Origin of the sequence: Aeromicrobium sp. CTD01-1L150 (genome assembly GCF_041951745.1) — a bacterium.
Taxonomy (GTDB): domain Bacteria; phylum Actinomycetota; class Actinomycetes; order Propionibacteriales; family Nocardioidaceae; genus Aeromicrobium.
This window is the reverse complement of sequence record NZ_CP169555.1, coordinates 1383335-1409407: the sequence shown is the minus strand read 5'-3', so window position 1 is coordinate 1409407 and position 26073 is coordinate 1383335. Positions and strand designations below refer to the sequence as shown.

General features: G+C 69.8%; 31 protein-coding genes and 1 pseudogene. 14 read left to right on the top strand and 18 right to left on the bottom strand.

The genetic code is table 11. The features are described 5' to 3' along the window. Positions 1–74: 74 nt before the first annotated feature. Entirely contained in the window at positions 75–989 is a 915-nt protein-coding gene (locus tag ACEVFP_RS06965; protein ID WP_375002917.1) for a carbohydrate kinase, read from the top strand. A gap of 7 nt (positions 990–996) precedes the next feature. On the opposite strand, the gene ACEVFP_RS06960 is transcribed toward ACEVFP_RS06965, so the two are convergent. Further along, entirely contained in the window at positions 997–1422 is a 426-nt protein-coding gene (locus ACEVFP_RS06960) for an SRPBCC family protein (protein ID WP_375002916.1), read from the bottom strand. Between the two features lie 26 nt (positions 1423–1448). Between ACEVFP_RS06960 and ACEVFP_RS06955 the strand changes: the two genes are divergently transcribed. Beyond that, positions 1449–1913 (top strand): tRNA (cytidine(34)-2'-O)-methyltransferase, encoded by a 465-nt coding sequence (locus tag ACEVFP_RS06955; RefSeq protein ID WP_375002915.1) that lies wholly within the window; start codon positions 1449–1451, stop codon positions 1911–1913. 39 nt (positions 1914–1952) lie between these two features. Here ACEVFP_RS06955 and ACEVFP_RS06950 read toward each other — a convergent pair whose 3' ends face one another. After that, entirely contained in the window at positions 1953–3104 is a 1152-nt protein-coding gene (locus tag ACEVFP_RS06950; protein ID WP_375002914.1) for an acyl-CoA dehydrogenase family protein, read from the bottom strand. 123 nt (positions 3105–3227) lie between these two features. Here ACEVFP_RS06950 and ACEVFP_RS06945 point away from each other — a divergent pair, with 123 nt between their 5' ends. Continuing rightward, positions 3228–3926, top strand: a complete 699-nt coding sequence (locus ACEVFP_RS06945; protein WP_375002913.1) for an SGNH/GDSL hydrolase family protein — start codon at positions 3228–3230, stop codon at positions 3924–3926. Between the two features lie 18 nt (positions 3927–3944). Here the strand turns inward: ACEVFP_RS06945 and rdgB are convergent, their stop codons facing one another. Together rdgB and rph are read right to left on the bottom strand one after the other, a co-directional pair. Further along, positions 3945–4553: an RdgB/HAM1 family non-canonical purine NTP pyrophosphatase gene (rdgB, locus tag ACEVFP_RS06940; RefSeq protein ID WP_375002912.1), complete on the bottom strand. Its 609-nt coding sequence runs from the start codon at positions 4551–4553 to the stop codon at positions 3945–3947. Further along, positions 4550–5272, bottom strand: a complete 723-nt coding sequence (gene rph, locus ACEVFP_RS06935) for a ribonuclease PH (protein WP_375002911.1) — start codon at positions 5270–5272, stop codon at positions 4550–4552. Before rph ends, rdgB begins: the two co-directional genes overlap by 4 nt. 194 nt (positions 5273–5466) lie before the next feature. Between rph and ACEVFP_RS06930 the strand changes: the two genes are divergently transcribed. The 3 genes from ACEVFP_RS06930 to ACEVFP_RS06920 are packed head-to-tail and all read left to right on the top strand — an operon-like array spanning position 5467 to position 8583. After that, entirely contained in the window at positions 5467–6693 is a 1227-nt protein-coding gene (locus tag ACEVFP_RS06930) for a glycine betaine/L-proline ABC transporter ATP-binding protein (RefSeq protein WP_375003782.1), read from the top strand. Then, on the top strand, positions 6690–7628 hold the full coding sequence (locus ACEVFP_RS06925; protein WP_375002910.1) for an ABC transporter permease: 939 nt from the start codon (positions 6690–6692) through the stop codon (positions 7626–7628). Before ACEVFP_RS06930 ends, ACEVFP_RS06925 begins: the two co-directional genes overlap by 4 nt. 55 nt (positions 7629–7683) lie before the next feature. Next, positions 7684–8583, top strand: a complete 900-nt coding sequence (locus tag ACEVFP_RS06920; RefSeq protein ID WP_375002909.1) for a glycine betaine ABC transporter substrate-binding protein — start codon at positions 7684–7686, stop codon at positions 8581–8583. 58 nt (positions 8584–8641) lie between these two features. Here ACEVFP_RS06920 and ACEVFP_RS06915 read toward each other — a convergent pair whose 3' ends face one another. The 4 genes from ACEVFP_RS06915 to ACEVFP_RS06900 all read right to left on the bottom strand — a co-directional run bounded on the left by ACEVFP_RS06915 (position 8642) and on the right by ACEVFP_RS06900 (position 12534). Then, positions 8642–9391, bottom strand: coding sequence for an MBL fold metallo-hydrolase (locus ACEVFP_RS06915; protein ID WP_375002908.1), 750 nt, complete (start codon positions 9389–9391; stop codon positions 8642–8644). Next, entirely contained in the window at positions 9388–10194 is an 807-nt protein-coding gene (gene murI / locus ACEVFP_RS06910) for a glutamate racemase (RefSeq protein ID WP_375002907.1), read from the bottom strand. The genes ACEVFP_RS06915 and murI overlap by 4 nt, the downstream gene beginning before the upstream one ends. A gap of 73 nt (positions 10195–10267) precedes the next feature. Beyond that, positions 10268–11047: an amino acid ABC transporter ATP-binding protein gene (locus ACEVFP_RS06905; RefSeq protein ID WP_375002906.1), complete on the bottom strand. Its 780-nt coding sequence runs from the start codon at positions 11045–11047 to the stop codon at positions 10268–10270. Then, entirely contained in the window at positions 11044–12534 is a 1491-nt protein-coding gene (locus tag ACEVFP_RS06900; protein ID WP_375002905.1) for an ABC transporter substrate-binding protein/permease, read from the bottom strand. Before ACEVFP_RS06900 ends, ACEVFP_RS06905 begins: the two co-directional genes overlap by 4 nt. A 136-nt stretch (positions 12535–12670) precedes the next feature. Here ACEVFP_RS06900 and ACEVFP_RS06895 point away from each other — a divergent pair, with 136 nt between their 5' ends. Then, on the top strand, positions 12671–14059 hold the full coding sequence (locus tag ACEVFP_RS06895) for a choice-of-anchor A family protein (RefSeq protein WP_375002904.1): 1389 nt from the start codon (positions 12671–12673) through the stop codon (positions 14057–14059). 17 nt (positions 14060–14076) lie between these two features. On the opposite strand, the gene ACEVFP_RS06890 is transcribed toward ACEVFP_RS06895, so the two are convergent. Further along, positions 14077–15054, bottom strand: a complete 978-nt coding sequence (locus ACEVFP_RS06890; protein WP_375002903.1) for a ribose-phosphate diphosphokinase — start codon at positions 15052–15054, stop codon at positions 14077–14079. A 51-nt stretch (positions 15055–15105) separates the two neighbouring features. On the opposite strand from ACEVFP_RS06890, the pseudogene ACEVFP_RS06885 reads away from it, so the two are divergent. Further along, a pseudogene (locus ACEVFP_RS06885) lies at positions 15106–15201 on the top strand (RNA methyltransferase); the annotation flags it as partial. A gap of 125 nt (positions 15202–15326) precedes the next feature. On the opposite strand, the gene ACEVFP_RS06880 reads toward ACEVFP_RS06885, so the two are convergent. The 4 genes from ACEVFP_RS06880 to ACEVFP_RS06865 form a co-directional block, all read right to left on the bottom strand. Further along, positions 15327–16277, bottom strand: a complete 951-nt coding sequence (locus tag ACEVFP_RS06880; protein ID WP_375002902.1) for a PLP-dependent cysteine synthase family protein — start codon at positions 16275–16277, stop codon at positions 15327–15329. Continuing rightward, positions 16274–16570, bottom strand: coding sequence for a ubiquitin-like small modifier protein 1 (locus ACEVFP_RS06875; RefSeq protein WP_375002901.1), 297 nt, complete (start codon positions 16568–16570; stop codon positions 16274–16276). Before ACEVFP_RS06875 ends, ACEVFP_RS06880 begins: the two co-directional genes overlap by 4 nt. A gap of 1 nt (position 16571) precedes the next feature. Then, complete coding sequence (locus tag ACEVFP_RS06870; RefSeq protein WP_375002900.1) at positions 16572–17075, bottom strand: Mov34/MPN/PAD-1 family protein; 504 nt, start codon at positions 17073–17075, stop codon at positions 16572–16574. 67 nt (positions 17076–17142) lie between these two features. Next, a complete protein-coding gene (locus ACEVFP_RS06865; RefSeq protein WP_375002899.1) occupies positions 17143–17283 on the bottom strand; it encodes a hypothetical protein in 141 nt (46 codons plus the stop codon). Between the two features lie 110 nt (positions 17284–17393). On the opposite strand from ACEVFP_RS06865, the gene ACEVFP_RS06860 reads away from it, so the two are divergent. The 3 genes from ACEVFP_RS06860 to ACEVFP_RS06850 all read left to right on the top strand — a co-directional run bounded on the left by ACEVFP_RS06860 (position 17394) and on the right by ACEVFP_RS06850 (position 20029). Then, on the top strand, positions 17394–18062 hold the full coding sequence (locus tag ACEVFP_RS06860) for a metal-dependent transcriptional regulator (RefSeq protein ID WP_375002898.1): 669 nt from the start codon (positions 17394–17396) through the stop codon (positions 18060–18062). A 63-nt stretch (positions 18063–18125) separates the two neighbouring features. Beyond that, positions 18126–18758, top strand: coding sequence for a GntR family transcriptional regulator (locus tag ACEVFP_RS06855; RefSeq protein WP_375002897.1), 633 nt, complete (start codon positions 18126–18128; stop codon positions 18756–18758). Next, positions 18755–20029 (top strand): ankyrin repeat domain-containing protein, encoded by a 1275-nt coding sequence (locus ACEVFP_RS06850; RefSeq protein WP_375002896.1) that lies wholly within the window; start codon positions 18755–18757, stop codon positions 20027–20029. The genes ACEVFP_RS06855 and ACEVFP_RS06850 overlap by 4 nt, the downstream gene beginning before the upstream one ends. Here the strand turns inward: ACEVFP_RS06850 and ACEVFP_RS06845 are convergent. Next, complete coding sequence (locus ACEVFP_RS06845; RefSeq protein ID WP_375002895.1) at positions 20026–20595, bottom strand: DUF2017 domain-containing protein; 570 nt, start codon at positions 20593–20595, stop codon at positions 20026–20028. The genes ACEVFP_RS06850 and ACEVFP_RS06845 overlap by 4 nt on opposite strands. Further along, positions 20595–20876 (bottom strand): ATP-dependent Clp protease adapter ClpS, encoded by a 282-nt coding sequence (gene clpS, locus ACEVFP_RS06840; RefSeq protein ID WP_375003781.1) that lies wholly within the window; start codon positions 20874–20876, stop codon positions 20595–20597. Before clpS ends, ACEVFP_RS06845 begins: the two co-directional genes overlap by 1 nt. Positions 20877–21061: 185 nt before the next feature. Here clpS and ACEVFP_RS06835 point away from each other — a divergent pair, with 185 nt between their 5' ends. From ACEVFP_RS06835 to ACEVFP_RS06825, 3 genes are all read left to right on the top strand, one after another. Continuing rightward, entirely contained in the window at positions 21062–21307 is a 246-nt protein-coding gene (locus tag ACEVFP_RS06835; RefSeq protein WP_375002894.1) for a hypothetical protein, read from the top strand. A 589-nt stretch (positions 21308–21896) separates the two neighbouring features. Then, complete coding sequence (locus ACEVFP_RS06830; RefSeq protein WP_375003780.1) at positions 21897–23159, top strand: nicotinate phosphoribosyltransferase; 1263 nt, start codon at positions 21897–21899, stop codon at positions 23157–23159. Next, a complete protein-coding gene (locus ACEVFP_RS06825; RefSeq protein ID WP_375002893.1) occupies positions 23156–23737 on the top strand; it encodes a nicotinamidase in 582 nt (193 codons plus the stop codon). The genes ACEVFP_RS06830 and ACEVFP_RS06825 overlap by 4 nt, the downstream gene beginning before the upstream one ends. A gap of 30 nt (positions 23738–23767) precedes the next feature. On the opposite strand, the gene ACEVFP_RS06820 is transcribed toward ACEVFP_RS06825, so the two are convergent. From ACEVFP_RS06820 to ACEVFP_RS06810, 3 genes are all read right to left on the bottom strand, one after another. Then, positions 23768–23896 (bottom strand): hypothetical protein, encoded by a 129-nt coding sequence (locus ACEVFP_RS06820; protein WP_375002892.1) that lies wholly within the window; start codon positions 23894–23896, stop codon positions 23768–23770. A 127-nt stretch (positions 23897–24023) separates the two neighbouring features. Next, a complete protein-coding gene (locus ACEVFP_RS06815) occupies positions 24024–25064 on the bottom strand; it encodes an LLM class flavin-dependent oxidoreductase (RefSeq protein ID WP_375002891.1) in 1041 nt (346 codons plus the stop codon). Positions 25065–25119: 55 nt separating this feature from the next. After that, on the bottom strand, positions 25120–26031 hold the full coding sequence (locus ACEVFP_RS06810; protein ID WP_375002890.1) for an oxygenase MpaB family protein: 912 nt from the start codon (positions 26029–26031) through the stop codon (positions 25120–25122). Positions 26032–26073: the final 42 nt, after the last annotated feature.

The window sequence follows — 26073 nt, the reverse complement described above, 5'->3', positions numbered from 1 at the left end:
AGCACAGCACCATGGTCCCAGACTCCCCACCTGCGACTCGTGCACCGCCGCAGCCGTGCGGCAGGATGATGGCCATGATCCTCATCACCGGGGAGGCACTCGTCGACGTCGTGCGCCGCCCCGACGGCACCTCCTCGGCCCATGCCGGCGGCTCACCGGCCAATGTCGCGGTCGGACTCGGGCGACTCGGCCTACCGGTCCAGCTGGCCGCCACGCTGGCCGACGACGAGCACGGGCACCTCATCCGCCGTCACCTCGCCTCGGCCGGTGTCGAGCTCCTCGACACCCTGGCCACCCCCGACCGCACCGCGAGCGCCGTCGCCACGCTCGATGGGTCGGGAGCCGCCAGCTACGACTTCGACATCACGTGGGCCCCCGGTCGCATCGTCCCCACGGAGCCGCCGCAGATCGTGCACACCGGCTCGATCGCCTCCGTCCTGGAACCCGGCGCCGACGACGTCGAGGACCTCGTGCGGCGGCAGGCACCCACGGCGGTCGTCACCTTCGACCCCAACATCCGGCCATCCCTCGTCCCAGACCCCGCCCGAGCACGGCAGCGCGTGGCGACCCTCGTGCAGCTCGCCGACGTGGTGAAGGTCAGCGACGAGGACCTCGCCTGGCTCGAGCCCGACCTGCAGGTCGACGACGTGGCGCAACGCTGGCTCGCCGCGGGCCCGGCCGCCGTCGTGGTGACCCTCGGTCCCCAGGGTTCACGGACCTACACGGCATCTGGATCACTGGCCGTCCCCACGGCCGCCGAGAACGTCGTGGACACCGTGGGGGCGGGCGACGCCTTCATGTCCGGACTCATCGGAGCACTCGTCCAGGAGGACCTCACGGGCCCGAGCGGGAGCGCGGAGCTCCGTGCTGCCGATCTCGCGCTGTGGCAGCGCGTCAGCACGGTGGCCGCCCGGTCGGCGGGGATCGTCGTCGGCCGCGCGGGGTCCCAGCCGCCGTGGCGTGAGGAGCTGTTCGGTCCCGACGACTGAGCCGTGCCTACGGCACCAGGCGTGAGAGGCCCTGCGGGAGCCGTCGTCCCAGCGCCGTGGCGACGATCCGCGCCACGCCGGGAAGGCGCGCGTCGAAACCGATGCGGTACTCCAGACGTGTGCCACCGTCGGCGGTCGGCTGCAGCCTCTGCTCACCCCAGTGCCCCGTCAGGGGGCTTCCCTTGGTGATGCGGTAGCAGATGAGCCGTCCGGGCTCGGCCTCGGTGACGGTCTCCTCGAACGACGGGAGCGGACCGATCTTCAGCCGTCGCACCGAGCCGACCCCGTTGCGGCTCTCGTCGCCGTCACGAACCCTGCTGACCGATGCGCCGAAGACGTCACCCAGGCGTTCGTGCTCGCCGAGGGCGTCGAAGACCGTCTGCGGGTCTGAGGTGAACACGTGGGTGATGTCGACGCGGACCGGTGCAGGCATGCGTCCGAGACTAGTGTGTCCTCCTGATGTTCCGCATGCTGTTCCACGAGCCGAGGATCCCCGGCAACACGGGTAACACGATCCGCCTGGCTGCCGCCACGGGAGCCGAGCTGCACCTCGTGGAACCGCTGGGCTTCGACCTCTCCGACGCCAACCTGCGGCGCGCCGGGCTCGACTACCACGACCTCGCGGTGATGACGGTCCACCCGGACCTCGAGACCGCCCTGTCGGTGCTCGGCGACTCCCGCGTCTTCGCCTTCACCACGGGCGCCACCCGCACGTACACCGACGTCGCCTACCAGCCGGGCGACGTCCTGCTGTTCGGCGCCGAGCCCGACGGTCTCCCGGACGCAGTGCAGCACCATCCGCGCGTGAGCGACCGGCTGCGTCTGCCGATGCTCGAGGGGCGACGCTCCATGAACCTCGCGAACTGCGCCGCCATCGCGGTGTACGAGGCATGGCGGCAGCACGGCTTCGCCGCACCATCCTGAGCCTGCGACCTGCGCCCGCCGACCGTCCGGGCACCCGTGCTACGTGAAGGCGTTGATGCCGGTCTCGGCGCGACCGATCAGCAGCTTCTGCACCTGGCTGGTGCCCTCGTACAGCGTCATCACACGGGCATCGCGCAGGTACTTCTGCACCGGGTAGTCATCGACGAACCCGTAGCCACCGAAGGCCTGCATCGCCGTGTTGGAGGCACGCACAGCAGCCTCGGACGCGAACAGCTTGGCCTTGGAGGCCTCGACCCCGAACGGCTCACCCCGGTCGATGAGGTCGGCCGCACGCCACACCAGCAGCCGTGCGGCGTCGGCGTCCAGACTCAGGTCCGCGATCATGTCCTGCACCAGCTGGAAGCCGGCGATCGCCCGACCGAACTGCTCACGCGAGGTCGTGTAGGCCACGACCTCCTCCAGACAGCCCTGGATGATGCCCGTGCAGCTGGCACCGATCGCCACCCGGCCCTTGTCGAGCGTCTCCATGGCGATGCGAAAGCCCCGGCCCTCCTCACCCAACATGGCCGAGGCCGGCACCCGGACACCGTCGAAGGACAGCTCGGCGGTGGCCTGACCGCGCAGACCGAGCTTGCCGATGATGGTCTGGCGTTCGAGGCCGGGCGTGTCCGTGGGCACCAGGAACGCCGAGATGCCTCGCGGGCCGTCGCCCCCGGTGCGGGCGAAGACCAGCGCCACGTCGGCCCACGTGCCGTTGGTGATGAAGATCTTGGAGCCGTCGAGGACATAGTCGTCCCCCTCGCGGCGGGCCCGCGTGCGCAGGTTGCCGGCGTCCGAGCCGTGGCCTGGCTCGGTGAGCCCGAAGCAACCGAGCGCCTCCCCCGTCGCCAGAGGTGGCAGCCACTGCTCCTTCTGCTCGGCGCTGCCGTGCGCGAGGATCGGCTTGGCGACCAGCCCGGTGGAGACCGACACGATGCCACGCACCGAGGAGTCGGCGCGTCCGAGCTCCTCCATGCCGAGCATGTAGGTGAGGTGGTCACCTCCGACGCCGCCGTGCTCCTCCGGGATGGTCAGTCCGAAGAACCCGATGGCGCCGAGCTTCGGCAGGAGGTCGAGGTCGACGGACTCGGCCCGGTCCCAGTCACGCCGGAACGGCACGATCTCGGCGTCGCAGAAGTCACGAGCCAGGCGGCGAAACCCCACCTGCTCCTCGCTGAGGCGAAGATCCATGGCTCGCACGCTACCTCGGGGCTCCGGACCGGCCGTCATCGGTGACGTTTGTGTTGCGATCCCTGCGACCACTCGATGTGTCGGGCCGGATCGACGTAGCGTTGGTGACCGGGAGGGGGATGAATGAGGATCTGGCACGAACGACGGCGGGCCGTGCTCCTGGCGGCCATCGCGACCGTCGTGGGTGGCCTGGTCGCAGGCGTCACGACCGACGGCGCCCATGCCGGCGACGGCCCCTATCCTGACGGGATCGTCGTGGTCGGTGACTCCATCACCGCCCGCTACAGCGACGACGAGGGCGCCGCCGACCAGGGCTGGTGGAGCTTCGTCGGACGGCACTTCGACGCCGACGTGCGCACGTTCGCCCAGTCCGGCTCCGGGTACCAACGTCAAGGAAACCGCTGCACCGGTGACGTCTTCGCCGACCGGATCGAGGCCTTCGAGGACCCGCCGTCGGTGTTCATCGTCGAGGGCGGCCGCAACGACTGGTCCACGTGCCGGGACGGGCGCCGGGTCCGCGCCACCGATGCAGCAGTGCAGGACGCCGTGGTCTCCTACCTGCGCCTGGCCAGGCAGCAGCTGCCGGAGAGCACCCGCATCGTCGTCCTGGGGCCGCCGTGGGGCGAGCTGCACCCGTGGGAGATGCGCCGGATCACCTCCATCATCCGCACGGCCGCCGGCCGTGAGGGACTGGAGTACGTCAGCACCACCGGCACCCTGGACCAACACGGACGCACCGACGACGGTGTGCACCCCACCCGCGCCGGCAGCAAGGCCCTGGGCGACGTCGTCGTCGCGGCACTCTCCCAGCCCGCGCCCTGACGCTCGCTCGAGGCGGCATCAGGTCAGGGCGGCGGCGACGCGGGGGGCGATGCGACGCAGCGCCTCGCCACGGTGACTGATCCGGTCCTTCTCCTCGGGGGTCAGCTCGGCGGAGGACACCTCGTGGCCGTCGGCGGCGAAGAGCGGGTCGTAGCCGAAACCACCGGCCCCGCGCTCGGCATGCAGGACACGCCCGGGCATCTCGCCGTGCTCGATGATCTCCTCCCCGTCAGGGGTACACAGCGCCATGGCACAACGAAAGCGGGCTCCCCGGCGCTCGTCGGGCACCTGGGAGAGCTGACTCAGCAGCAGCGCGTTGTTGGCGGAGTCAGCCTCCGCCCCCGTCACCCCCGACCACCGGGCCGACAGCACGCCGGGCATCCCGTTGAGCGCATCGACGCACAGTCCGGAGTCGTCGGCCAGCGACGGCAGACTCGTGGCGGCCAGGCAGGCGCGTGCCTTGATGAGCGCATTGCCCTGGAACGTCGGCTCCGTCTCGGCCGGTTCGTCATACTCGGCGACGTCCTTCAGACCCAGCACCTGCACGTCCGGCACCAAGGGGGCCAGGATCCGCTGCAGCTCGGCCAGCTTCTTGGCGTTGTTGGATGCCAGGACGACCTGCGTCATCGAGCCAGTGCCTCGTCCTGCAGCCGGGTCAGGTCGGCGCATCCCTTCTCGGCGAGCGCCAGGAGCGCGTCGAGCTCGGTCCGGTCGAACGGTGCGCCCTCAGCAGTGCCCTGCACCTCGATGAACTGCCCCGCACCGGTCATGACGACGTTCATGTCGGTCTCGGCTCGCACGTCCTCCACGTACGGCAGGTCGAGCATGGGCGTCCCGTCGACGATGCCGACGCTCACGGCGGAGACCGACTGCACCAGGGGCTCACCGGCGAGCGCACCCTTGCCCCGCAGGTGCTCCACGGCGTCGGCGAGAGCGAGGTAGGCACCCGTGATGGCAGCGGTGCGGGTGCCACCGTCGGCCTGCAGGACGTCGCAGTCGATCGTGATGGTGTTCTCACCCAGCGCCGAGTAGTCGACCGCCGCCCGCAGGGAGCGTCCGACGAGCCGGGAGATCTCGTGGGTGCGTCCGCCGATGCGCCCCTTGACCGACTCACGCGAGGACCGGTCGTGGGTGGCCTGCGGCAGCATCGCGTACTCGGCGGTGACCCAGCCCAGGCCCGAACCCTTGCGCCACCTCGGAACCCCCTCCTGGGCACTCGCGGCGCACAGGACACGGGTCTTGCCGAACTCCACTAGGCAGGAGCCGGGAGCGTGGTCCAGCCAGCGGCGGGTCAGGGTGACGGGTCGGAGCTGGTCGACGGCGCGGCCGTCCTCGCGGATGGTCATGGCCGCGAGTGTAGCGACGCGCGACGGTCCCTCGGCCCCGTGGATCCTAGGGGATCGCCACGGGCGAACCGTCGACATGAGAAACTGCTGAATGTGGTGCCCGTCGGAGTACCGACGACGACGGTCACCACCGCTGCCACCCACGGCAGTGCCAACACGTGCACGACGCCACGCGTCGACGCGACCGAGAGGGAGTGGGCCGTATCCACCCAGTGATCCAAGCAGAGGGCGTGTACAAGGTCTTCGGACGGCGACCCGAGCGAGGAGTGGAGCAGCTTCGCGGCGGCGCGGACCGCGCTGACCTGCGTGACGACGGCCTGACAGCTGCCGTCATCGACGCCTCGTTCGACGTCGGCCAGGGTGAGATCTTCGTCGTGATGGGCCTGTCCGGCTCCGGCAAGTCCACGCTCATCCGCATGGTCAACGGCCTGCTCCTGCCGACCGCCGGCTCGCTCATGCTCGGCGGGAGCGACGTGGCGCAGCTGCGCGGCAAGCAGCTGCGCGAGCTGCGTCGCGAGAAGGTCAGCATGGTCTTCCAGCACTTCGCGCTGCTGCCGCACCGCTCGGTCGGCGAGAACGCCGCGTACGGCTTGGCCGCGCAAGGCATGAACCGCAGCGACCGGGAGAAGCGCGCTGACGAGGCGCTCTCCATGGTGGGCCTCGGCGGCTGGGGAGACTACCGCCCCGACGAGCTCTCCGGCGGCATGCGTCAGCGGGTCGGCCTCGCGCGTGCACTCGCCGCAGGCACCGACGTGATGCTGATGGACGAGGCGTTCAGCGCCCTCGACCCGCTCATCCGGCGTGAGATGCAGGACCAGCTCGTCGAGCTGCAGCACCAGCTCGGCAAGACCATCCTGTTCATCACCCACGACCTCAACGAGGCCATGCGCCTGGGCGACCGCATCGCGATGATGCGCGACGGCCGCATCGTGCAGATCGGCACCTCGGAGCAGATCCTGAATGATCCGGCCAACGACTACGTCGCCCAGTTCGTCCAGGACGTCGACCGCACACGAGTTCTGACCGCCTCGGCCGTCATGGAACCGCCGGTCGCCGTGCTCGGGTCCGAGCAGGGCCCGCGCTCGGCGCACAAGCTCATGCGCGAGCACCAGACGACCGCGCTCATGGTGGTCGACCGTGGCCGGGTCCTGCAGGGCATCGTCTACGAGCACGAGGTGGCGGAGGCCGTCACGGCCGGCATCGGCACGATCGCCTCCCTGGTGCGGCCTGCCACCGTCGTGCAGTCGGACACCATCCTCGCCGAGCTCCTCGGGGCGGCCGTCGAGAGCCCCGCCCTCGCCGTCGTCGATGCCGGTGGCCGCCTTCAGGGCGTGGTACCTCGCGTCACCCTGCTCAGTGCCCTCGCCGAACCCTCGACCGAAGTGCACCACACCGATCCCGAGACGGAGGTCCTCGCATGACTGGTGCATCGCTGCGAGCCGAGAGCGAGCTGATCCCCCGCGTCGACGTGGGCGAGGGCATCGAGGTCGTGTTCCGCTGGGTCAAGGACAACCTCAGCGGGTTCTTCAACGTCCTGCGTGACCTCCTCGACGGCGCCGTCAACGGGTTGGCGGACCTGCTCAGCGCCCCCGACGCACTGCTGCTGGCCGTGCTGTTCGCGCTGCTCGCCTGGCTGGTCAAGGACATCAAGTTCGCCGCCCTCGCGCTGGTGATGCTGGTCTTCGTGATCAGCGTGAACCAGTGGGAGAACGCCATGGACACGTTGGCGATGGTGCTCGTAGCGGCGATCATCGCCCTCGTCATCGCCATTCCACTCGGCATCGTCGCCGCTCGATCCACGCAGGTCAGCGCCGTGGTGCGTCCTGTCATGGACCTGATGCAGACGATGCCCGCCTTCGTATGGCTCGTCCCCGTGGTCTCGCTGTTCAGCATCGGTGTGGCGCCGGGTGTGGTCGCCACCGTGATCTTCTGCCTGCCGCCCGGGGTCCGTCTCACCGAGCTGGGCATCCGTGGCGTGGACAGCGAGGTCGTCGAGGCCGGCCACTCCTTCGGCAGCTCGCCCGGGCAGATCCTGCGCGGGATCCAGCTCCCCCTCGCGATGCCGACCATCATGGCCGGCGTCAACCAGGTCATCATGCTGGCGCTGTCCATGGCCGTCATCGCCGGCCTCGTGGGCGCCGGCGGCCTGGGTGGTGCCGTGGCCACCTCGATCGCCCGGATCGACATCGGCCTCGGCTTCGAGGCCGGGCTGTCGGTCGTCGCACTCGCGATCTTCCTCGATCGGTTCACCGCCGCCATCGGCCAGGGCGGACGAAGCCCCATCCTGACCTTCCTGCGTCGAGGGCGCCGAGCCGCGACGCCGGACACCCCACCCACCGCCCAGTCGGGCACCTGAACCACCTGTCGCGGCCCGTCCCCCACGGGCCGTCCATCACAATGAAGGGAACACCATGAAGCGCACGACGACCCGTCGAGGCGGCCTGGTCGCCGCGGCCGTGGCCGCGGCCCTGGTCTTGGCCGCTTGCGGCTCCGGAGACTCCGACAATGGCGACGGCGAGGGCGGAACGGTCAACCTCGGCATCCTGCCTGCATGGACCGACGGACTGTCGACCGCCTACCTGTGGAAGAACGTCCTCGAGAGCGAGGGCTACGACGTCGAGATCACCGAGCTCAGCGAGGCCGCACCGCTCTACACCGGTCTCGCCAACGGCGACGTCGACGTCTACCCGTCCGGCTGGCCCGAGGTCACCCACGCGGAGTACATGAACGAGTACGGCGACGACATCGAGGACCTCGGTGCGTACTACGACGAGGCCAAGCTGACCTTCGCCGTCCCGGAGTACACCGACATCGACTCCATCGCCGACCTGACCGACAACGCAGACCAGTTCGGCGGACAGATCATCGGCATCGAGCCGGGCGCCGGTCTCACCGACGTCACCAAGAACAGCGTCATGCCGGCCTACGACCTCGAGGACGACTACGAGCTCGTGGAGTCCTCCACCACGGCCATGCTGGCCGAGCTGGAGACCGCCGTGGACGCCGAGCGCGACATCGTGGTCACGCTGTGGCGCCCCTTCTGGGCCAACACGAGCTTCCCGGTCAAGGACCTGGAGGACCCCGAGGGTGCCCTGGGTGAGGCCGAGGGCCTGCACTCGCTGGCGCGTACCGGCTTCGGCGACGACTTCCCGGACGTCGCCGACATGATGTCCAACTTCAAGCTGACCGACGAGCAGTACGGCCAGCTGGAGGACATGGTCGTGAACGAGTACGGCGAGGGCAACGAGGAGGAAGCCGTCGAGGCGTGGCTCGAGGAGAACCCCGACTTCATCGACAGCCTCACGAGCTGACGAGAGGGTAGCGAGCACCGGGCCCGGACCACCTGCGGGTGGTCCGGGCCCGTTCGTCTCAGAGCTCGTGGACGTCGCCGGGGCGCACCAGCTCGTAGGGCCCGGCGTACGTGGTCCGGAGATCGGCCTCGACCTCGGCGGGGTCGGTCCAGGACGGGATGTGGGTGATGAGCAACCGTCCGACGCCCGCACGCGTGGCGTAGTCGCCGGCCTCGGCACCGGTCAGGTGCAGGTTCGGGGGATTGGGCTTGGACTCCACGAACGACGCCTCGCACAGGAACAGGTCGGCGTCCGCGGCGACGTCCACGAGGGCGTCGATCGGGCCGGTGTCACCCGAGTAGGCCAGGACGTGCCCATCGGCCTCCACACGGAACGCGTACGCCGTGACCGGGTGGTCCACGACGGTCGGCGTGAGCGTGAACGGACCGAAGGTCACCGGCTCGCCATCGACCCAGTCGCGGAAGTCGAACTGGTCGGCCAGCTGCAGCCCCTCGGTGCGGCCGTACGCGCTGGCCAGGAACGGGCCCGCACCGTCGGGCGCGTGGATCGGGATCGTGGGCAGCGTGCCGTCGGGGTGGTACTTGCTGACGACGTAGAAGCCGGTGAGGTCGAAGCAGTGGTCGGCGTGCAGGTGCGACAGCGCGACGGCGTCGACGTCGCGCAGGTCGACGTACCGCTGCAGCGGGCCGAGCGCGCCGCTGCCGAGGTCGAGCAGGAGGCGGTAGCCGTCGTGCTCCACGAGGTAGCAGCTGGAGGCCGACTCCGGTCCCGGAAAGGAGCCGGAACAACCCACAATCGTGAGCTTCATGCCACCACCTGTGCCACCTGGTCGACTGCCTGCACCTCGGGGCCGAGGAACCTGCGCCCGAGCACACCGAACTCGTCGGGGCGTCCTGTCGTGAGGAAGCGGTGCTCCGGTGCGCGAAGCCCGGGGTCGCGCTCGAGGCCGTCGGTCACGAGTCGAGCGTAGACGTCCTTGGCCGTCTCCTCGGCGCTCGACACGAGCGTGACGTCCTCGCCGAGGACGTAGGAGATGGCACCGGTGAGCAGCGGGTAGTGGGTGCAGCCCAGCACGACGGTGTCCGCGCCCGCCTCACGCAGGGGTTCGAGGTACTCGCGTGCCGCGGACTCGACCTCCGGTCCGCTGGTGATGCCGGACTCCACGAAGTCGACGAACCTCGGGCACACCCGGGTGAGGACCTGAACGCCCGGATTGGCCGCGAAGGCGTCGCCATAGGCTCCCGAGGAGGCCGTGGCCTGCGTGCACAGCACACCGACGACGCCGGTGCTGGTGACCCGGGCAGCGCGCCGGGTGGCGGGGACGATCACCTCGACGACCGGCACGTCGTAGCGCTCGCGCGCATCACGCAGGACCGCGGCGCTGGCGGAGTTGCACGCGATGACGAGCAGCTTGACGCCCCGGGCCACGAGGGCGTCGAGGCACTCCAGCGCATACTCACGCACGGCGGCGATCGGCTGGGGCCCGTACGGTTGCCGGGCGGTGTCGCCGAGGTAGAGCACGGACTCGTGCGGGAGCTGATCGATGATCGCGCGAGCCACGGTCAGACCGCCGAAGCCTGAGTCCATGATGCCGATCGGTGCGTCCGCCACAAGGGTGAAGCGTACGGGTCCGACGGGACCTCGACCACCCAGGCGCCGGGTGTGCCGTGTCACCGCCGGCGGCTCAGGGCACCTGGAGGATGCGTTGCAGGAAGCGTCGGGTGCGCTCGGCCTGCGGATCGGCGATGACCTGCTGGGGTGGGCCCTGCTCCACGACCACTCCCCCGTCGATGAAGACCACCTGGTCGGCAACCTGCTCGGCGAAGCGCACCTCATGGGTGACGACGACCATGGTCCAGCCCTGTGTCGCGAGGTCACGGATGACGGCCAGGACCTCTCCGACCAGCTCGGGGTCGAGGGCCGAGGTCGGCTCGTCGAGCAGCACGACCCGCGGGCGCTGGGCCAGAGCACGGGCGATGCCGACACGCTGCTGCTGGCCTCCGGACAGCTGGAACGGGTACGCGTCCTCCTTGTCGGCCAGCCCGACCTGCTGCAGGAGCTCGCGTCCGCGGTGGACGGCCTCGTCCTGCGGCACCCCCAGGACGTGGACGGGGCCCTCGAGCAGGTTGCCGAGCACGGTGCGGTGCGGGAACAGCTCGTGCGACTGGAAGACCATGGCGCTGCGCCGCCGCAGCCGTTCGAGCTCGCGGCGTCCGGCGCGTCCTCGAGGAAGCGCAGCGAAGTCGACCTCCACGTCATCGACGCGCACGACGCCGGCATCCGGCGGGGTCAGGGCGTTGAGCGATCGGAGCATCGTCGTCTTGCCCGAGCCGGACGGTCCGAGGATCGCGGTGGTCGTCCCTTCCGGGATGTCGAGGTCCACGCCGTCGAGCACGGTGTGGTCACCGAAGGCCTTGCGCAGGTTGCTCGCCTCGACGGCGAGACCGGGGGTGAGGGTGGTCATGTCGTCACGTACCTGTTCAGTCGCGTCTCGAGTCTCTGCTGCCCGGTGGAGAGGACGGTACAGACGATCCAGTAGTAGAGGCCGGCCAGCGCGTACAACGGCAGGTACTGGAAGGACGCCGAGGCCTCCACCTGGACGACACGGAAGAGGTCGGTGAGCAGCACCACGGACACCAGGGAGGTGTCCTTGACCAGCGAGACCAACGTGTTGGACAACGGCGGGACGGCGATGCGTGCCGCCTGGGGCAGCACCACGCGTCGTAGGGCGAGGGCGCGGCTCATGCCCAGGGTCGCGGCTGCCTCGTGCTGTCCGTGGGGCACCGAGAGCAGTGCGCCGCGGACGCTCTCGGCCGCGTAGCCGGCCACGTTGACGCTCAGCGCCAGGGCGCCTGCCACGTAGGGCGGCAGGTCGATGCCGACCTGCGGGAGCCCGAAGAAGACCACGAACAGCTGGAGCAGCAGCGGGGTGCCTCGGACGGCGGAGATGAAGGAGCGGGCGGGCCAGGACAACCAGCGCGACGTCGACATGCGCGCCAGCGCGATCGGCACGGCTGCGGCCAGACCGATGCTGAAGCTCAGGACGGTGAGCGTCAGCGTGACCTTGATGAGTGCGACGAGCGCGGGCCAGGCGGTGTCCTTGGCCACCTGCCAGGCCGAGGCTCCGCCGCGTCCCTCACCGACGTCGGCCTCGCCTCCGCCCTCGACGCTGACGTCGGCGCGGAAGTACTCCTCGCTGATCTCGCGCAGTGTTCCGTCAGCCCGCAGGGAGTCCAGGGCGCGGTCCGCCTCGGCGGCGAGCTGCTCGTCCTCGGGACGGAACGCCAGCGCCTGACGGCTGACCTCCTCACCCGCCTCACCGACCACCTCCACCTGGTCGTCACCCGTGCTGGCCAGGTAGTCGAGCACCGCGATGTTGTCGTTGACGATCGCATCGACACGTCCGCGCGAGACCAGGTCCGCCGCCTGGGCGAACTGCTCGACGTTCTCGACGCGGGCGCCCGCCTCCTCGGCGACCTGCGACCAGTTGCTGGTGGCCGACTGGGCAGTCACCTTGCCCTCGAGGTCCTCCAGGGAGGAGATCTCGTCGTTGTCCTTGGCGGCGACGATCACACCGCGGGAGTACGTGTACGGCTCGGAGAAGACGTAGGACTCCTCACGCTCCGGGTTGATGGTGATCTGGTTGGCGATCAGGTCGATGCGTCCGGCGTCGAGAGCACCGAAGAGCGCATCGAACTGCGACTGGACGAACTCCAGCTCCCAGCCGGCGCGTTCGGCGACGGCCTCGATGACCTCGATGTCGTAGCCGGTGAGCTGTCCGTCCGCGCTGAAGGAGAACGGCGGGTAGGTGCCCTCCGTGCCGACCCGGATCACCTGACGGTCGTCCTGCGCCGCGACCGCCCCGGTGGCCGGGGCCAGCGTCAGGGCGACGACGATGAGCGCGAGCGCGCTGATGACCCTGCGCGGACACGCCCCGATGACACTGCGCATGCGTCCTCCCGATCTGTGCGCGCCGCGGTCGACGCGATCACCCGATGCTAACGGGCACGTGCGTCGTGCCGGCGTCGTCCTGAGTGCCGGACCCCGGTACGTGACAGGTGCCTCCCGAGGCGACATCATGGTCCGGGTGAAGAGGGCAGGGCTGTTCGTGGCCGGCGTCGTGCTGCTCGGATGGATGGCGCTCGCGTCGATGCCAGCAGCAGGTTTCCCCGACCCGTTCGGCCCGTGCCTGGGCGACGGGTGCCCGTCGGAGCCGTACGACCCACCGTCCAGCGGCGAGTTCACGGGTACCGACGAGGCGGTCAACGTCTTCGTCGGAGGTGACATGTCGGTCGTGGGACAGGCCGCGGAGTCCGAGGGACGCCTCTACGTCCTCGGCTCGCTCGACGTGACCCGGACCACTCCGGGGACCTACAACATCGGCATCGTCGGGGCGGGGTCGCGGATCACCCCGCCGTCAGGGAGCGATCATGCGGTGATCGGCGGAGGAATCACGGTGGGCAGCGGGTCGACCATCGCCCTCGGCGGGTCAGACCTGAACGAGGTCCGCTGGGGCAACCTCGTCCACGGCGGCCCTACCGACATCTCACCCGGCGACCGGTTGGACCTCACCCCGGACGGCGAGCTCGTGGCACGCGACGACACCGCTGAGCTCGAGCCACTGCGCGATGTCGTCACCGAGGTCTCGACCTGCGCCGCCACGTACGAGGACACCGGTACCTGGGACGTCACCTTCGGCACGGCCACCTTCCGTGGGGACGGTTCGTCCGACCCGCAGGTCTTCACCGTCGATGGTGACCTGGGCAGTAGCGCCGAGACCGTGGCGCTCGACTTCGCCGACATCCCCGACGGTGCCACCACGGTCATCAACGTGACCGGCGACGAGCCGGACCTGTTCATCAACTCGGTGATCGGGACCGACGCGAACCCCCAGCACACGCGGCTGGTCTGGAACTTCGCGACGTCCCAGAGCGTCGGCGTGCACGGTAGCGCGCAGGTCCCCGGCTCGATCCTGGTCGGTTCGCCGACGAGCACGACCACGATCACCACACCCGGCACCAACGGGCGCGTACTGCTGGCCGGGTCCCTCGTCCACGGCGGCGGTGGCGGCGGTGAGGAGCTGCACGCCTACCCGTTCAACGGCACCCTTCCTCCGTGCGACGACGACCAGGACGTCGATGCGGATGCGGATGCGGACGCCGAGGCCGACGGAGACGTCGACGCCGATACGGACGCGGACGCCGACATGGATGCTGACGCCGACGCGGATGCGGATGCCGATACCGACGCAGACATGGACGCCGATGCCGATACCGACGCAGACGTCGATGGGGGCGCGGACGGACCGGGCGACGCGCAGGCCGACGCAGGGACCGGTGCAGACCTCGGGGCCGACGACGTGCGCGGCACCGGACTGCTGCCGGACGCCGGAGGACCGGCGTTCTGGGTCCTGGTGGGCGGAGTCCTCGCAGCGACAGCCGGCTTCACGCTGATGCACCACCGCCGCCGGGACTGATCACCAGCCCGCGCGGCTCAGAGCGGCAGCTTGGGCTGCGGTGGAGCGTGCGCGGGATCGACGCCGTCGAAGAGGCTGGAGACCGACTCGCCGGCGTGGATGCGTGCGATCGCCTCGGCGAACAGCGGCGCCACGGACCGCACCACCAGCTCCGGCCAGTCGTGCGGCGCCGGCACCGTGTCCGTGGTGACGACCTCGGTGATGGACGGATGGTTCCGGAGCCGCTCGACGGCCTTGCCGGTGAACAACCCGTGGGTGCAGGCCACCGAGGCCTGGGCGCACCCCTGCTCCTCCAGCTTGTCCATGAGCTCGACGATCGAGCCGCCGGTGGCGATCTCGTCATCGAGCACGATGGCGCGCTTGCCGGCGACGTCGCCGACAATGGCGTCGATGACCACCTTGTCGTCGGCCTTGCGCTGCTTGCTGCCCGCGGCCACGGGCACCCCGAGCAGCCGCGCGAACAACGAGGCGGTCTTGGCGTTGCCGAGGTCGGGTGAGACCACCACGGCATCGGCGAGGTCCTGGCCACGGTAGTGCTCGGCAAGCTCGCCGATGGCGGTGAGATGGTCGACCGGGACGGTGAAGAACCCGTGCACCTGGGGGGCGTGCAGAGTCATCGTGACCACGCGCTGCGCTCCGGCCGTCACGAGCATGTCGGCGACGAGCCGGCCACCGATGGAGATGCGAGAGGCGTCCTTCTTGTCGCTGCGTGCATAGGCGTAGTGCGGCATGACCACGGTGATGGAGGCGGCCGATGCGCCCCGGGCCGCGTCGATCATCAGCAGCAGCTCCATCAGGTGGTCCTGCGTCGGCGGCACGAGCGGCTGCACGATGTAGACGTCGCGCTGGCGACAGTTGGCCAGGAGCTGGACCTGCAGGCAGTCGTTGGAGAAACGGATGCAGTCCGACGGCGAGAGCGGCACGCCAAGGGCACTGCACACGTCCTCGGCCAGGTCACGATGGGCGCTGCCGGAGAAGACCACGATGTCGCGCACGGGTCGAGGCTAACCGAGCACGCCGGTCGAGGGTAGACATGAGGCGACCCGATCACTGAGAAGGCGATGTTCGGGGGCCTGGCGTTCCTCGTCTCGGGCCACATGGCCGTGACGCTGGGGCCCGACGGGCTGCTGCTGCGTGTCGATCCACAAGCCGCCCGGTTGGGTACCGATCCCCGCGTGAGCACCGAGGTCACGCCCGGGAGCAGGTGCGCAGCCTGCCATCCAAGCCCTGACCGGAGGCGGCACGCCAGTGTGTCGCCGCGACGGCCTCACGCCCAGAGCTGGCCCTCCAGGGCGTCCTCGGCCTCGTCCAGGGTGCCCTCGTACGCGCCGGTGGACAGGTACTTCCAGCCGCCGTCACACACCACGAAGGCGATGTCCGCGCGTTCCCCGGCCTTCACGCACTTGGCGGCCTGAGCCAGCGCGGCGTGCAGGATGGCGCCGGTCGAGATGCCGGCGAAGATCCCCTCGGCGGCGATGAGCTCGCGGACCCGGCGCACGGCGTCGCGCGGGCCCACGGAGAAGCGCGAGTCGACGAGGGACTCGTCGTAGAGCTCCGGCACGAAGCCCTCGTCGAGGTTGCGCAGGCCGTAGACGAGCTCGCCGTAGCGCGGTTCAGCGGCGACGATGGTGACGTCCGGCTGGTGCTCGCGGAAGTACCGACCGACGCCCATCAGCGTCCCGGTCGTGCCGAGCCCACCGACGAAGTGGGTGATCTCCGGAAGGTCGGCGTGGATCTCCGGAGCCGTGCCGAACTGGTGCGCATCGGCGTTGGCCGGGTTGCCGTACTGGTAGAGCATCACCCAGTCGGTGTGCTCACGAGCGAGGTCCTTGGCCACGCGCACAGCCTCGTTCGACCCGCCTGCGGCCGGGGAGGAGATGATCTGCGCACCCCACATGCTCAACAGCTGACGCCGCTCGGCGGAGGTGTTCTCCGGCATGACGCACACCAGGCGATAACCGCGCTGCGAGGCGGCCATCGCCAGGGAGATGCCGGTGTTGCCGCTGGTGGGCTCCAGGATGGTGCACCCGGGCGTGAGGCGACCGTCGGCCTCGGCCTGCTCGATCATCCGCAGCGCGGGGCGATCCTTGATCGAGCCGGTGGGGTTCTGGTCCTCCAGCTTGGCCCACAGCCGGACGTCGGGGCTTGCAGAGAGCCGGGGCAGGCCGACCAGCGGCGTGTGGCCGACGGAGTCGACCAGCGAGTCATAGCGGGTCACAGTATTGGGTGCGTCGCACTTCCGCCTGCCACGGCAGGCAGGATGACGACGGTGTCGCCGTCGGAGAGTGCGGTCTGCAGACCACCGGTGAAGCGGACGTCCTCGTCGTTGACGTAGACGTTGACGAAGCGACGGATCGCTCCGTCGTCCTCCAGGAGCCGCTCCTTGATACCCGTGTGGGACGACTCCAGGCTCTCCACGAGCTCGGCGACGGTTTCCCCGCTGCCTTCGACGGCGCGCTCGCCGTCGGTGTACGTGCGCAGGATGGTGGGGATGCGGACCTCGATGGTCATGTCAGGTCGTCGCTTTCTGCTCGGGGGTGCCCGGCGGGGGTGCCGGGCTGGGGGCGGCGGACGGTGTTGTCGAATCACTCTCATAACGTTCGACGATGCTGACTTCTTCCTCCGTCACCTCGCCCTCGACGATGCGGTAGGACCGGAAGTCGACGGGTCCTGACTCGTGGGCCCCGTCCCTCGTCGAGACGAGCACGTAGTGGGCGCCCGGCTCGGAGGCGAGATCGATGTCGGTGCGCGACGGGTACGCCTCGGTGGCGGTGTGGGAGTGATAGATGACGACGGGTTCCTCGTCGTTGTCGTCCATCTCGCGGTACAGGCGCAGCAGGTCCCCGGAGTCGAACTCGTAGAACGTGGGCGACATCGCGGCGTTGAGCATCGGCACGTGGCGCTGGGGACGGTCGGAGCCGATCGGCCCGGCGACGACGCCGCAGGCCTCGTCGGGGTGGTCCCGGCGCGCGTGGGCGATGATCGCGTCGTGGGTGGCACGGTCGATGGTCAGCACGCCAGCGATTCTAGCGATCACACCAGGAGGCCAGACGTGGCTCCCGCGCGGTGAGACGGTACGGCGCTCAGCCGAAGAGCCAGGCACCTGCGGCGACGAAAGCCACGAATCCACCCACGAAGACAGCTGTGCGCACCAGGCCGCGCACGAGCTGCGCCGCGGCGTCGTGCCCGGGCTGCGATCCCGTGGTGGAGCCGATCGATGCCATGTCACGAACTCTACTGTTCGTACAGGCGAACTTCAATCATCTCCAGCGCGAATCTGACCCACGTCGCCCGTGCGGCACACACCCCCGCGTCCGCCGCCTAGGGTGAAGACGTGGACACCCCGGACCTCTCGCCGTCGATGCAGGACTACCTCAAGGTGATCTGGACCGCCCGGGAGTGGTCGAAGGAGCGGGTCTCCTCGCGCGCCATCGCCCAGCGCCTGGGCCACTCCCCCTCGACGGTCTCGGAGACCATCAAGCGCCTGGACGCACAGGGCTTGGTCACGCACGAGCGGTACGGCGACGTCGAGCTCACGACGACCGGCCGGAACATCGCCCTCGCCATGGTGCGTCGACACCGGCTCATCGAGACCTTCCTGGTGGAGTACCTCGGCTATGCGTGGGACGAGGTGCACGACGAGGCGGAGGTGCTGGAGCACGCGGTCTCCGACGACTTCATCGAGCGACTCGCCGACCGGCTCGGCCACCCCGACCGTGACCCGCACGGCGACCCGATCCCCTCAGCCGCCGGCCAGGTACCCGACGTCGCCGCGATCCGACTCAGCGAGGTGGCCACACCGGCATCGGTGCGGGTTGCGCGCGTCTCCGACGCGGACGCGGACCTGCTGCGCTACCTCGACGACCTGGCGATCGGCCTCGACACCGCAGTGCGGGTCCTGGAGCGCCACGACGCCGCGGGAACCCTCTCGGCCGAGATCGACGGACACCGCGTCCAGCTGGGCCTACGGGCAGCGGACGCGATCTGGGTCGTCGCGACCTGACCGCGGCAGCTCCGTCTCCACACTGCCGTTCCAGCACTTGGTCCGGTTCCGTACATTTTTGGTATGCCAAAATCTCGCACGGCGGGTCTGCTGGATGTCGACCACGCCACCGCCCACCTGCGTGAGCTGATCATCGACGGTCGGCTGCGCCCCGGAGACCGGCTCGTCGAGCGCACGCTCGCCGAGACCCTGGAGCTGTCCCGGGTACCCGTGCGTGAGGCCCTGCGCGCCCTCGTGGCGGAGGGCTTCGCCATCGAACGACCCACCGGCGGCGTCGCCGTCCGCGACCACGACGCGGACGAGGTGCTCGAGCTCCTGGAGGTCTCCCACGCACTCGACGCCGTGGCCGCACGCCGGATGCTGGCCGAGGCGACCGACGTCACTCCCCTGCGCACCGTGCTCGCGGAGGCCGAGCGGGCCGTGAGCGACGATCACCACGAAGCAGCGATGCAGGCCAACGCCCGCTTCCACGAGGTCCTGGTGCGCACTGCCCCGGCGCCCGTCGTCCGCGAGATGACCGCCACCCTGCGCACGCGCCTGCGGTGGTTGCTGCAGCAGCACGCCGACCCTGCCGCCATCCACCGCGAGCACGTCGCCCTCACCGACGCACTCCAGGCCGGTGACGACCAGCGGGTCGACGCGCTCCTCGCCCAGCACCTCCTGACGAGCCGTGCGGCCCTGGAGGAGGTTCGATGAGGCACCGGATCGTCGTTCTCCTCTCCGCGCTCGTGCTCGCTGCCTGCACCGCGCCGACACCGCAGGAGTCACCCAAGACCTCCTCCCCGTCGCCGGACAGCACTGCGCCACCAGAACCGACCCCGACCCCGACTCAGCCCGCCGCCCCGAGCGCCGAGGAGCAAGCCCGCCTGGACCAACGGCTGCGCCAGGCGGCCTGGGACGACGACGTGCGCACCGCCCGGCGACTCATCGAGCGCGGCGCCGACGTCAACGCCAAGGACGAGACCGTGCAGAGCGCCTACCTGATCGCCACCAGCGAGGGGTTCCTCGACCTGCTCGACCTCACGCTCCAGCACGGCGCCGACGTGGACGACCTCGACTCCTTCCGGGGCACAGGCGTGATCCGTGCCGCAGAACGTGGCCACGCCGACGTCGTGGGGCGGCTCGTCACCGCGGGCGTCGACCCCGACCACGTCAACCGGCTGGGCTGGGTGGCACTGCACGAGGCGCTCGTGTTCGCCAAGCCGGAGCGCCGACAGCAGTACCTCGACACCGTCCGGGTCCTGGTTGCCGCCGGGGCTGACGTGACAGTGCGTGCCGAGCGCGACGGCAGGAGCCCGGCCGAGCTCGCAGCCCTGCACGAGCTGGCGCCGCAGAGCAACCTGGTCCGACGGGCGGCCCGGAGCGGCCAGGCTCCCCGCGCCGAGGCCGAACGACGCCTCCTGCGGGCCGCGGCCGAGGGAGACGCGGACACCGTCGCGCTGGCACTGCGTCAAGGAGCGCGGCTTGAGGTACGCGACGACCACGAGCGAACTCCACTGCTGCTGGCGGTCGCCGGGGACCACTTGGGGGCCGCACGACTGCTCGTCCACCTCGGCGCGGACCCGGACGCCGTGGACGACCGCCGTGACACCCCGTGGCTGGTCACCGGAGTGACCGGCAACGTGGCCATGGGGCGACTGCTGCTGCATGCCGGCGCCGACCTGACGATGCGCAACCGGTTCGGCGGCTTGTCCCCCATCCCCGCGAGCGAACGCGGCCACGTCGACTACGTGCGCTGGGTCAGCGGCACCGACATCGACCTCGACCACGTCAACGACCTCGGCTGGACGGCGCTGCTGGAGGCCGTGGTGCTCGGCGACGGGGGCCAGGACCACCGCGAGATCGTCCGTATCCTGCTCGATGCCGGCGCGGACCCGGCGATCACCGACCATCACGGACGCACTGCGCTGGACCTGGCCCGCTCTCGCGGACACACGCAGATGGTCGCGATTCTTCAGGAGGCCTAGCCGAGCGAGACGATGAGGGACTCCTGGACGTACCCGAGCCAGTCGTAGACGTCGGACATGGCCTGGACCGCCTCGTCCTCGCTGTGCTGCACGAGCAGCGTGTCCTGGTCGTCCTCGATCCCGAGTCGCACGGCGATGGACAGCCGGATGTCGGTGAGCGAGCGCATCCACGCCTGCGCAGCACCGTCGTCGAGCTCGACCTCCACGGCGGCGCCGCCCTCGGGCTCGAAACCGCCTTCCATGAGGGTGGCGATGAGCCGCTCGGCGTTGGCGACCTTGCTGGAGGTCAGGGACTTCTCGGTGAACCGGCGGAACTCCGCAGCATCCTCGGTGTCGTCGGCATAGGCGTTGGGCAGCAGACGCCGCAGCACCGGGTCCTCCGGCGGGGCCGAGGGACCGCCGATGCCCAGCTCGCTGCCGAGCGGGTCCGGGCTGGACTCCGGCGTCCCATGACGATCACGCAGCAGCTCCACGATCTGACCAGCCAGGCTGGTCAGGACGTGCGCCTCCGCGGGCTCGAACGTCGCGACGATGCCTCCGCGACGACGCTGCTTGAACGGTTTCATCAGATGGAGTCGGCCCGTTGCAGGGTGGCCCACAGGCCGTACTCGTGCATGGCTTGCACGTGTCGCTCCATCTCCTCACGGCTCCCGCTGGAGACCACGGCCTTGCCGTCGTGGTGCACCGCGAGCATCAGCTCGGTGGCCTTCTCCTCGGTGTAGCCGAAGTAGTTGCGGAACACATAGCTCACGTAGGACATCAGGTTCACCGGATCGTTCCACACGATCGTGACCCAGGGATTCTCGAGCTCGAGGACGTCCTCGACGTCCGTCTGCTCGGTCTCCATGGGTGCTGTCCTGGTCACGTCTCCATTGTGACGCAGGCGCGGGAGGACGTGAAATGCATGGCCTCACGTGGTGAGTCTGGGATTCGTTGCCCCGTGAAGCAGTCCCGATCGAGCGCCTCGTCCTGTCGCAGGCGGGTTCAGAGGTTCCCCGCACGGGCCGCGGTCCCGCGTACCGAGAAACGGAGGTGGAGCACACCCTCACCCTGGATGACGACATCGGGACCGCCGAGCATGATCTGGGAGTCGGTGCATTCGCCGAAATACCGCTTGCCACGGCCGAGCACGACCGGTACGACATCGATCGCCACCTGGTCGACAAGTCCGAGCTGCAGCGCCTGTCCACCGACGTCACCGGCACCGATGCCGATGTCGCCGTCGCCTGCAGCTGCTGTGCGAGGGCGACCCCTTCTTCCACCGACCCGGCGAAGTGATAGGACGCCTCGGGATGCCAGCCCTCGGGCTTTGGGCGGTGCGAGACAACCACGACGTGCTCGCTCGCCGGCGGGTGACCCTCCCACCCGTTGGTCAGATCGAACTGGTGCCGTCCGACGATCAGCACCGTCTGTCGGCCCCACAGATCGCGCACGTACGCTGCGGAGGCAGCGGACACTCGGAACGGGACGCCTCCGTGGTCGTCGGCGTGGTCGTCGGCGACGATGGGGTGGTCGCCCTGGAAGTACCAGTCATGCAGCGAGCCCACCTCGTCGTTCTCATCGGCGATGTACCCGTCGAGCGAGGCGACCGCGTGCAGATAGGTGGTTCCCATGGCCATTTCTCCTTGTCCGCCGTGCAGGGTGGGCTGGTCGATGCATTCCTGGGTATGGCCGCCAGTAGATGCGTTCCCGGATGCGGCCGTCAAGCGTGCTCGATCAACCCGGGCCGTGACCGAGCCTCGTTCCAAGCCGATGGTCGGCCAGGGACTCCCGGATCGTCATCCCCATCGACAGAACATGAGCGACGACCCGCCACTACGGTGGAGGTGTGACCACCGCACTGCTGACGGACCACTACGAGCTCACGATGCTCCGGGCGGCTCTGGCCGACGGCACGGCGCACCGACGATCGGTGTTCGAGCTGTTCGCCCGGCGGCTGCCGACCGGGCGTCGGTACGGCGTCGTGGCCGGCACCGGGCGTCTGCTCGACGCACTCGAGCAGTTCCGGTTCACCGAGGCCGAGGTGGCGTGGCTGCGCGATCACGACGTGGTCGACGCCACCACGGCCGACTGGCTCGCCGACTACCGTTTCAGTGGCGACGTGTGGGGCTACGGCGAGGGCGACCTGTACTTCCCGGGCTCCCCCGTCCTGGTGGTGGAGGGCACCTTCGCCGAGGCCGTCGTCCTCGAGACCGTCCTGCTGTCGATCCTCAACCACGACTCGGCCATCGCCTCGGCCGCCGCCCGGATGATCGGCGCCGCGGGCGACCGTCCCTGCATCGAGATGGGGTCGCGCCGTACGCACGAGTGGTCAGCCGTCGCCGCTGCCCGTGCCGCCCACATCGCAGGGTTCGCCACGACGTCCAACCTCGAGGCCGGTCGGACGTACGGCGTGCCGACCAGTGGCACCAGTGCGCACTCCTTCACGCTGCTCCACGACACCGAGCGCGACGCCTTCACCGCCCAGGTGGAGAGCCTCGGTGCTGGGACGACGCTGCTGGTCGACACGTATGACATCGGCGAGGCCGTGCGCACGGGAGTGGAGGTGGCGGGCACCGGGCTCGGCGCCGTGCGCATCGACTCCGGCGACCTGACCTCCCTCGCGCACCAGGTGCGAGGGCAGCTCGACGCCCTCGGCGCGACGTCCACGCGGATCGTGGTGACGTCCGACCTCGACGAGTACGCCATCTCGGCCCTCGCGGCTGCACCGGTCGACGGCTACGGAGTCGGCACCGCGCTCGTCACCGGCTCCGGCGCCCCGACCTCCGGCTTCGTCTACAAGCTGGTGGCACGCGAGGACGACGGCGGCTCACTCGTGCCAGTGGCCAAGAAGAGCACCGAGAAGATCTCGGTCGGTGGTCGCAAGCACGCGCTGCGTCGGCTCTCCCCCACCGGCACGGCTCAGGCGGAGGTCATCGGCATCGGAGCCGAGCCCGCCGACGACGGCAACGACCGGGCGCTCCTGGTCCTGATGGTCGAGGGCGGCCGACGGGTCCAGCGCGAGTCCCTCGAGGATGCCCGCGACCGCCACCGAGCAGCGATCGCCGAGCTGCCACCGGCCGCGCGCAAGCTGTCACGCGGGGAACCCGTCATCGAGACCATCGTCCAGCAGGAGAGGACCACGCCATGACCACTGCACCACTCAGCGCACCCCGGCCCAGCACCACGGCGCTGGTCGTCGTCGACGTCCAGAACGACTTCTGTGAGGGCGGCTCGCTCGCGGTCGACGGCGGCGCGGCCGTGGCCACGGATGTCGAGGCACTGGTCGCCAGCGGCGCCTACGACACCGTCGTGGCCACCCGCGACCACCACATCGACCCCGGCGGCCACTTCTCCGAGACCCCGAACTTCGTCGACTCCTGGCCGCGGCACTGCGAGGCAGGGACTCCGGGCATGGAGCTCCACGAGCCCCTCACGACGTCCATGTTCGCTGCTGTCTTCGACAAGGGCGAGTACAGCGCCGGCTACTCCGGGTTCGAGGGATCGACGTCCGGCGGCGAGTCGTTGGCCGACTGGCTGCGCCAGCAGGGGATCACCCGGATCGACGTGTGCGGCCTTGCCATGGACCACTGCGTGCGGGCCACTGCCCTGGACGGCGTCCGTGAGGGCTTCGGCGTGCGGGTCCTGGAGGACCTCACCGCGGCGGTGATGCCGCAGAACCTGCCCGCGTTACGCGAGGAGCTCACCGCAGCAGGCGTGCAGGTCTGAGGAAGGCGCAGGAACCTCACCGATGGCCGTTCAACGATGGGCCACGGTGAGGCTCGCCGGATGGTGCGAGGGGCTGAGCGCCTCATCGGGCTCCAGCACTGCGAGGAACCCGCCGAGGGCGACCACGGCGATCATCGCGACAGCTCGTCGAGTCAGCATGCGTCCATGCTGGCCACGGCGGCCGAACCACTGACGGACACCCGGTGAACGACGAACGAACGGGGAGCCAAGCCTCGCTCGAAGAGATCGACCCCGAGGTCCGGCCGAGCGTCTCGGCCCGGCGCCCTCAGTCTAGGAGCTCCTTGGCCAGCAGCTCCAGCGTACGGTCGCGCGCGGGCGACGTGGCCGGGTCGGTGCCTCGACGGGCCGAGGCGACGGGGTGCACCATGACCTCGTCGACGTCGAACTGTCCGGCCAGCTCGCGCACCTGGTCGGCGGCCTGCTGTGGGGTGCCGACGACGGCCCGTGCCAGACCTGCGTCGACCAGCGAGTGGTGCTGCGGTGGCAGGTCCCGTGCCTCGGCGTCCTCGACGATCGCGAGCGGCTCGAGCGGCTGTCCGGTGCGCAGGGCCACCATCATGTGCAGGTTGGGCAGCATGAGAGCGGCGGCTTCCTGCTCCGTCTCGGCGACCACAGCGTTGACCGTGAGGAACGTGCGCGGCTCGGACGCCAGCTCGCTGGGCTGGAAGCGGCTGCGGTAGGCCTGCAGCGCCTCGGCCGTCCCGCGGCCACTGAAGTGGTGGGCGAAGACGTAGGGCAGGCCCTTGGCCGCGGCCAGCTCCGCGGAGTACATCGAGGACCCGAGCAGCCACAGGGCCGGAACCGAGGCCGCCGCCGGAGTGGCCTTGAGGATGTATCGCTGTCGCGGAACAGCCACCTGCACGCCCTCGGTGCCCATGAGCGCCATGACGTCGTCGAGGTACTGCGGGAAGTTGGCCACATCCGTGTCGTCGCGACCCGCAGCGCCCCGCAGTGCCATCGAGGTGACCGGGTCCGATCCGGGGGCGCGGCCGATGCCGAGGTCGATGCGACCGGGGTGCGCTGCCTCCAGCAGGGCGAACTGCTCGGCGACGGCCAACGGCGCGTGGTTGGGCAGCATGACCCCGCCCGAGCCCATCCTGATGCGCTCGGTCTGTGCTGCGAGATGGGCGATGAGCACCGGCGGGCTGGTGGCCGCCACCGCCGGCATGTTGTGGTGCTCGGCCACCCAGTACCGCTCGTAGCCGAGCCGGTCGGCTACCTGCGCCAGCTGGGTCGAGGCAGCCAGCGCGTCGCCGCTGGTCTGGTCGGTACGCACGGGAACGAGGTCGAGGACGGAGAGCCGCATGGCATGGTCAACACCACGCGGACGCTGAGACTTCCCAGCCCCGACCTCACCGACCTCAGGCGACAGGCCGCTGCAGACGCGCGTCGATCTGCTCGTCGTCGGGCATCGACGACGGGAAGGTGCCCAGGTTCTCCACCATGAACCCGCCGGGATAGGAACGGATGCGGTGCGAGGTCCGCGCCTTCCACGGCTTGGCGCGCGCCGGGAAGCGGCTGAGCAGGCGTCCACGCATCGCCAGGCTGGCATGGGCGAGACGGGAGAACCAGGCCGGCGGCTTGTCGTAGCCGAAGGCCCGTGCGAGGTGGTCGTCCAGCAACGCGATGGAGAAGGCACGCAGCAGCGGACGCAGCGGGCGTGGGTAGAAGGTCGTGAACAGGTCCAGCGTCGAGTCGGCGACGCGCCGTGCGCCCTCGTCGTAGGCGAAGTGGTGCGCCTCGTACTCGTCCATCAACCGGGCGAAGCCGTCGAAGTCCTCGGGCATGTCCTTGATGCCCATGAGCCTGCCCAGACGGCGGTAGTAGTGGGTGGCAGCACTCAGCTCGTTCTCGGTGAGGTCGCGCCAGCCGTAGCGCCGGATCCACCGTGCCGGGGTGACGACGAATGTCGACAGGACGTAGAGCATGTCGTCATTGGAGATGTCGTAGCTGCCGTGCATCTGGTTCATGCGGCGCACGGCAGCCCGGCCGTCCTTGCTCTCCAGTCCGTCGTCCAGAACGGCCTCGAGCACCAGCACGGTGTCGTCGTGACGCTTCTGGGTGTCCTCGATGAACTCGCCGGTGCGGGCGAGCAGGTTGCCGATGCTCGGCACTGCGTAGGTACGGAACAGCGCGAAGCTGAGTGCCTGCTGGAGGTCCCACGGAAATTCGTGCATCGCCAGGATCCGCGAGATCTGCTCATGCTCCGTGGCCGGGTCGAGCCGGTCGGTCTCGCGCCGCCAGTGGTCGCGGTGAAGGGGCCATGGCCTCATGACCCGACCCTATCGTGACAGCATCACTGTCACAATGGTGTC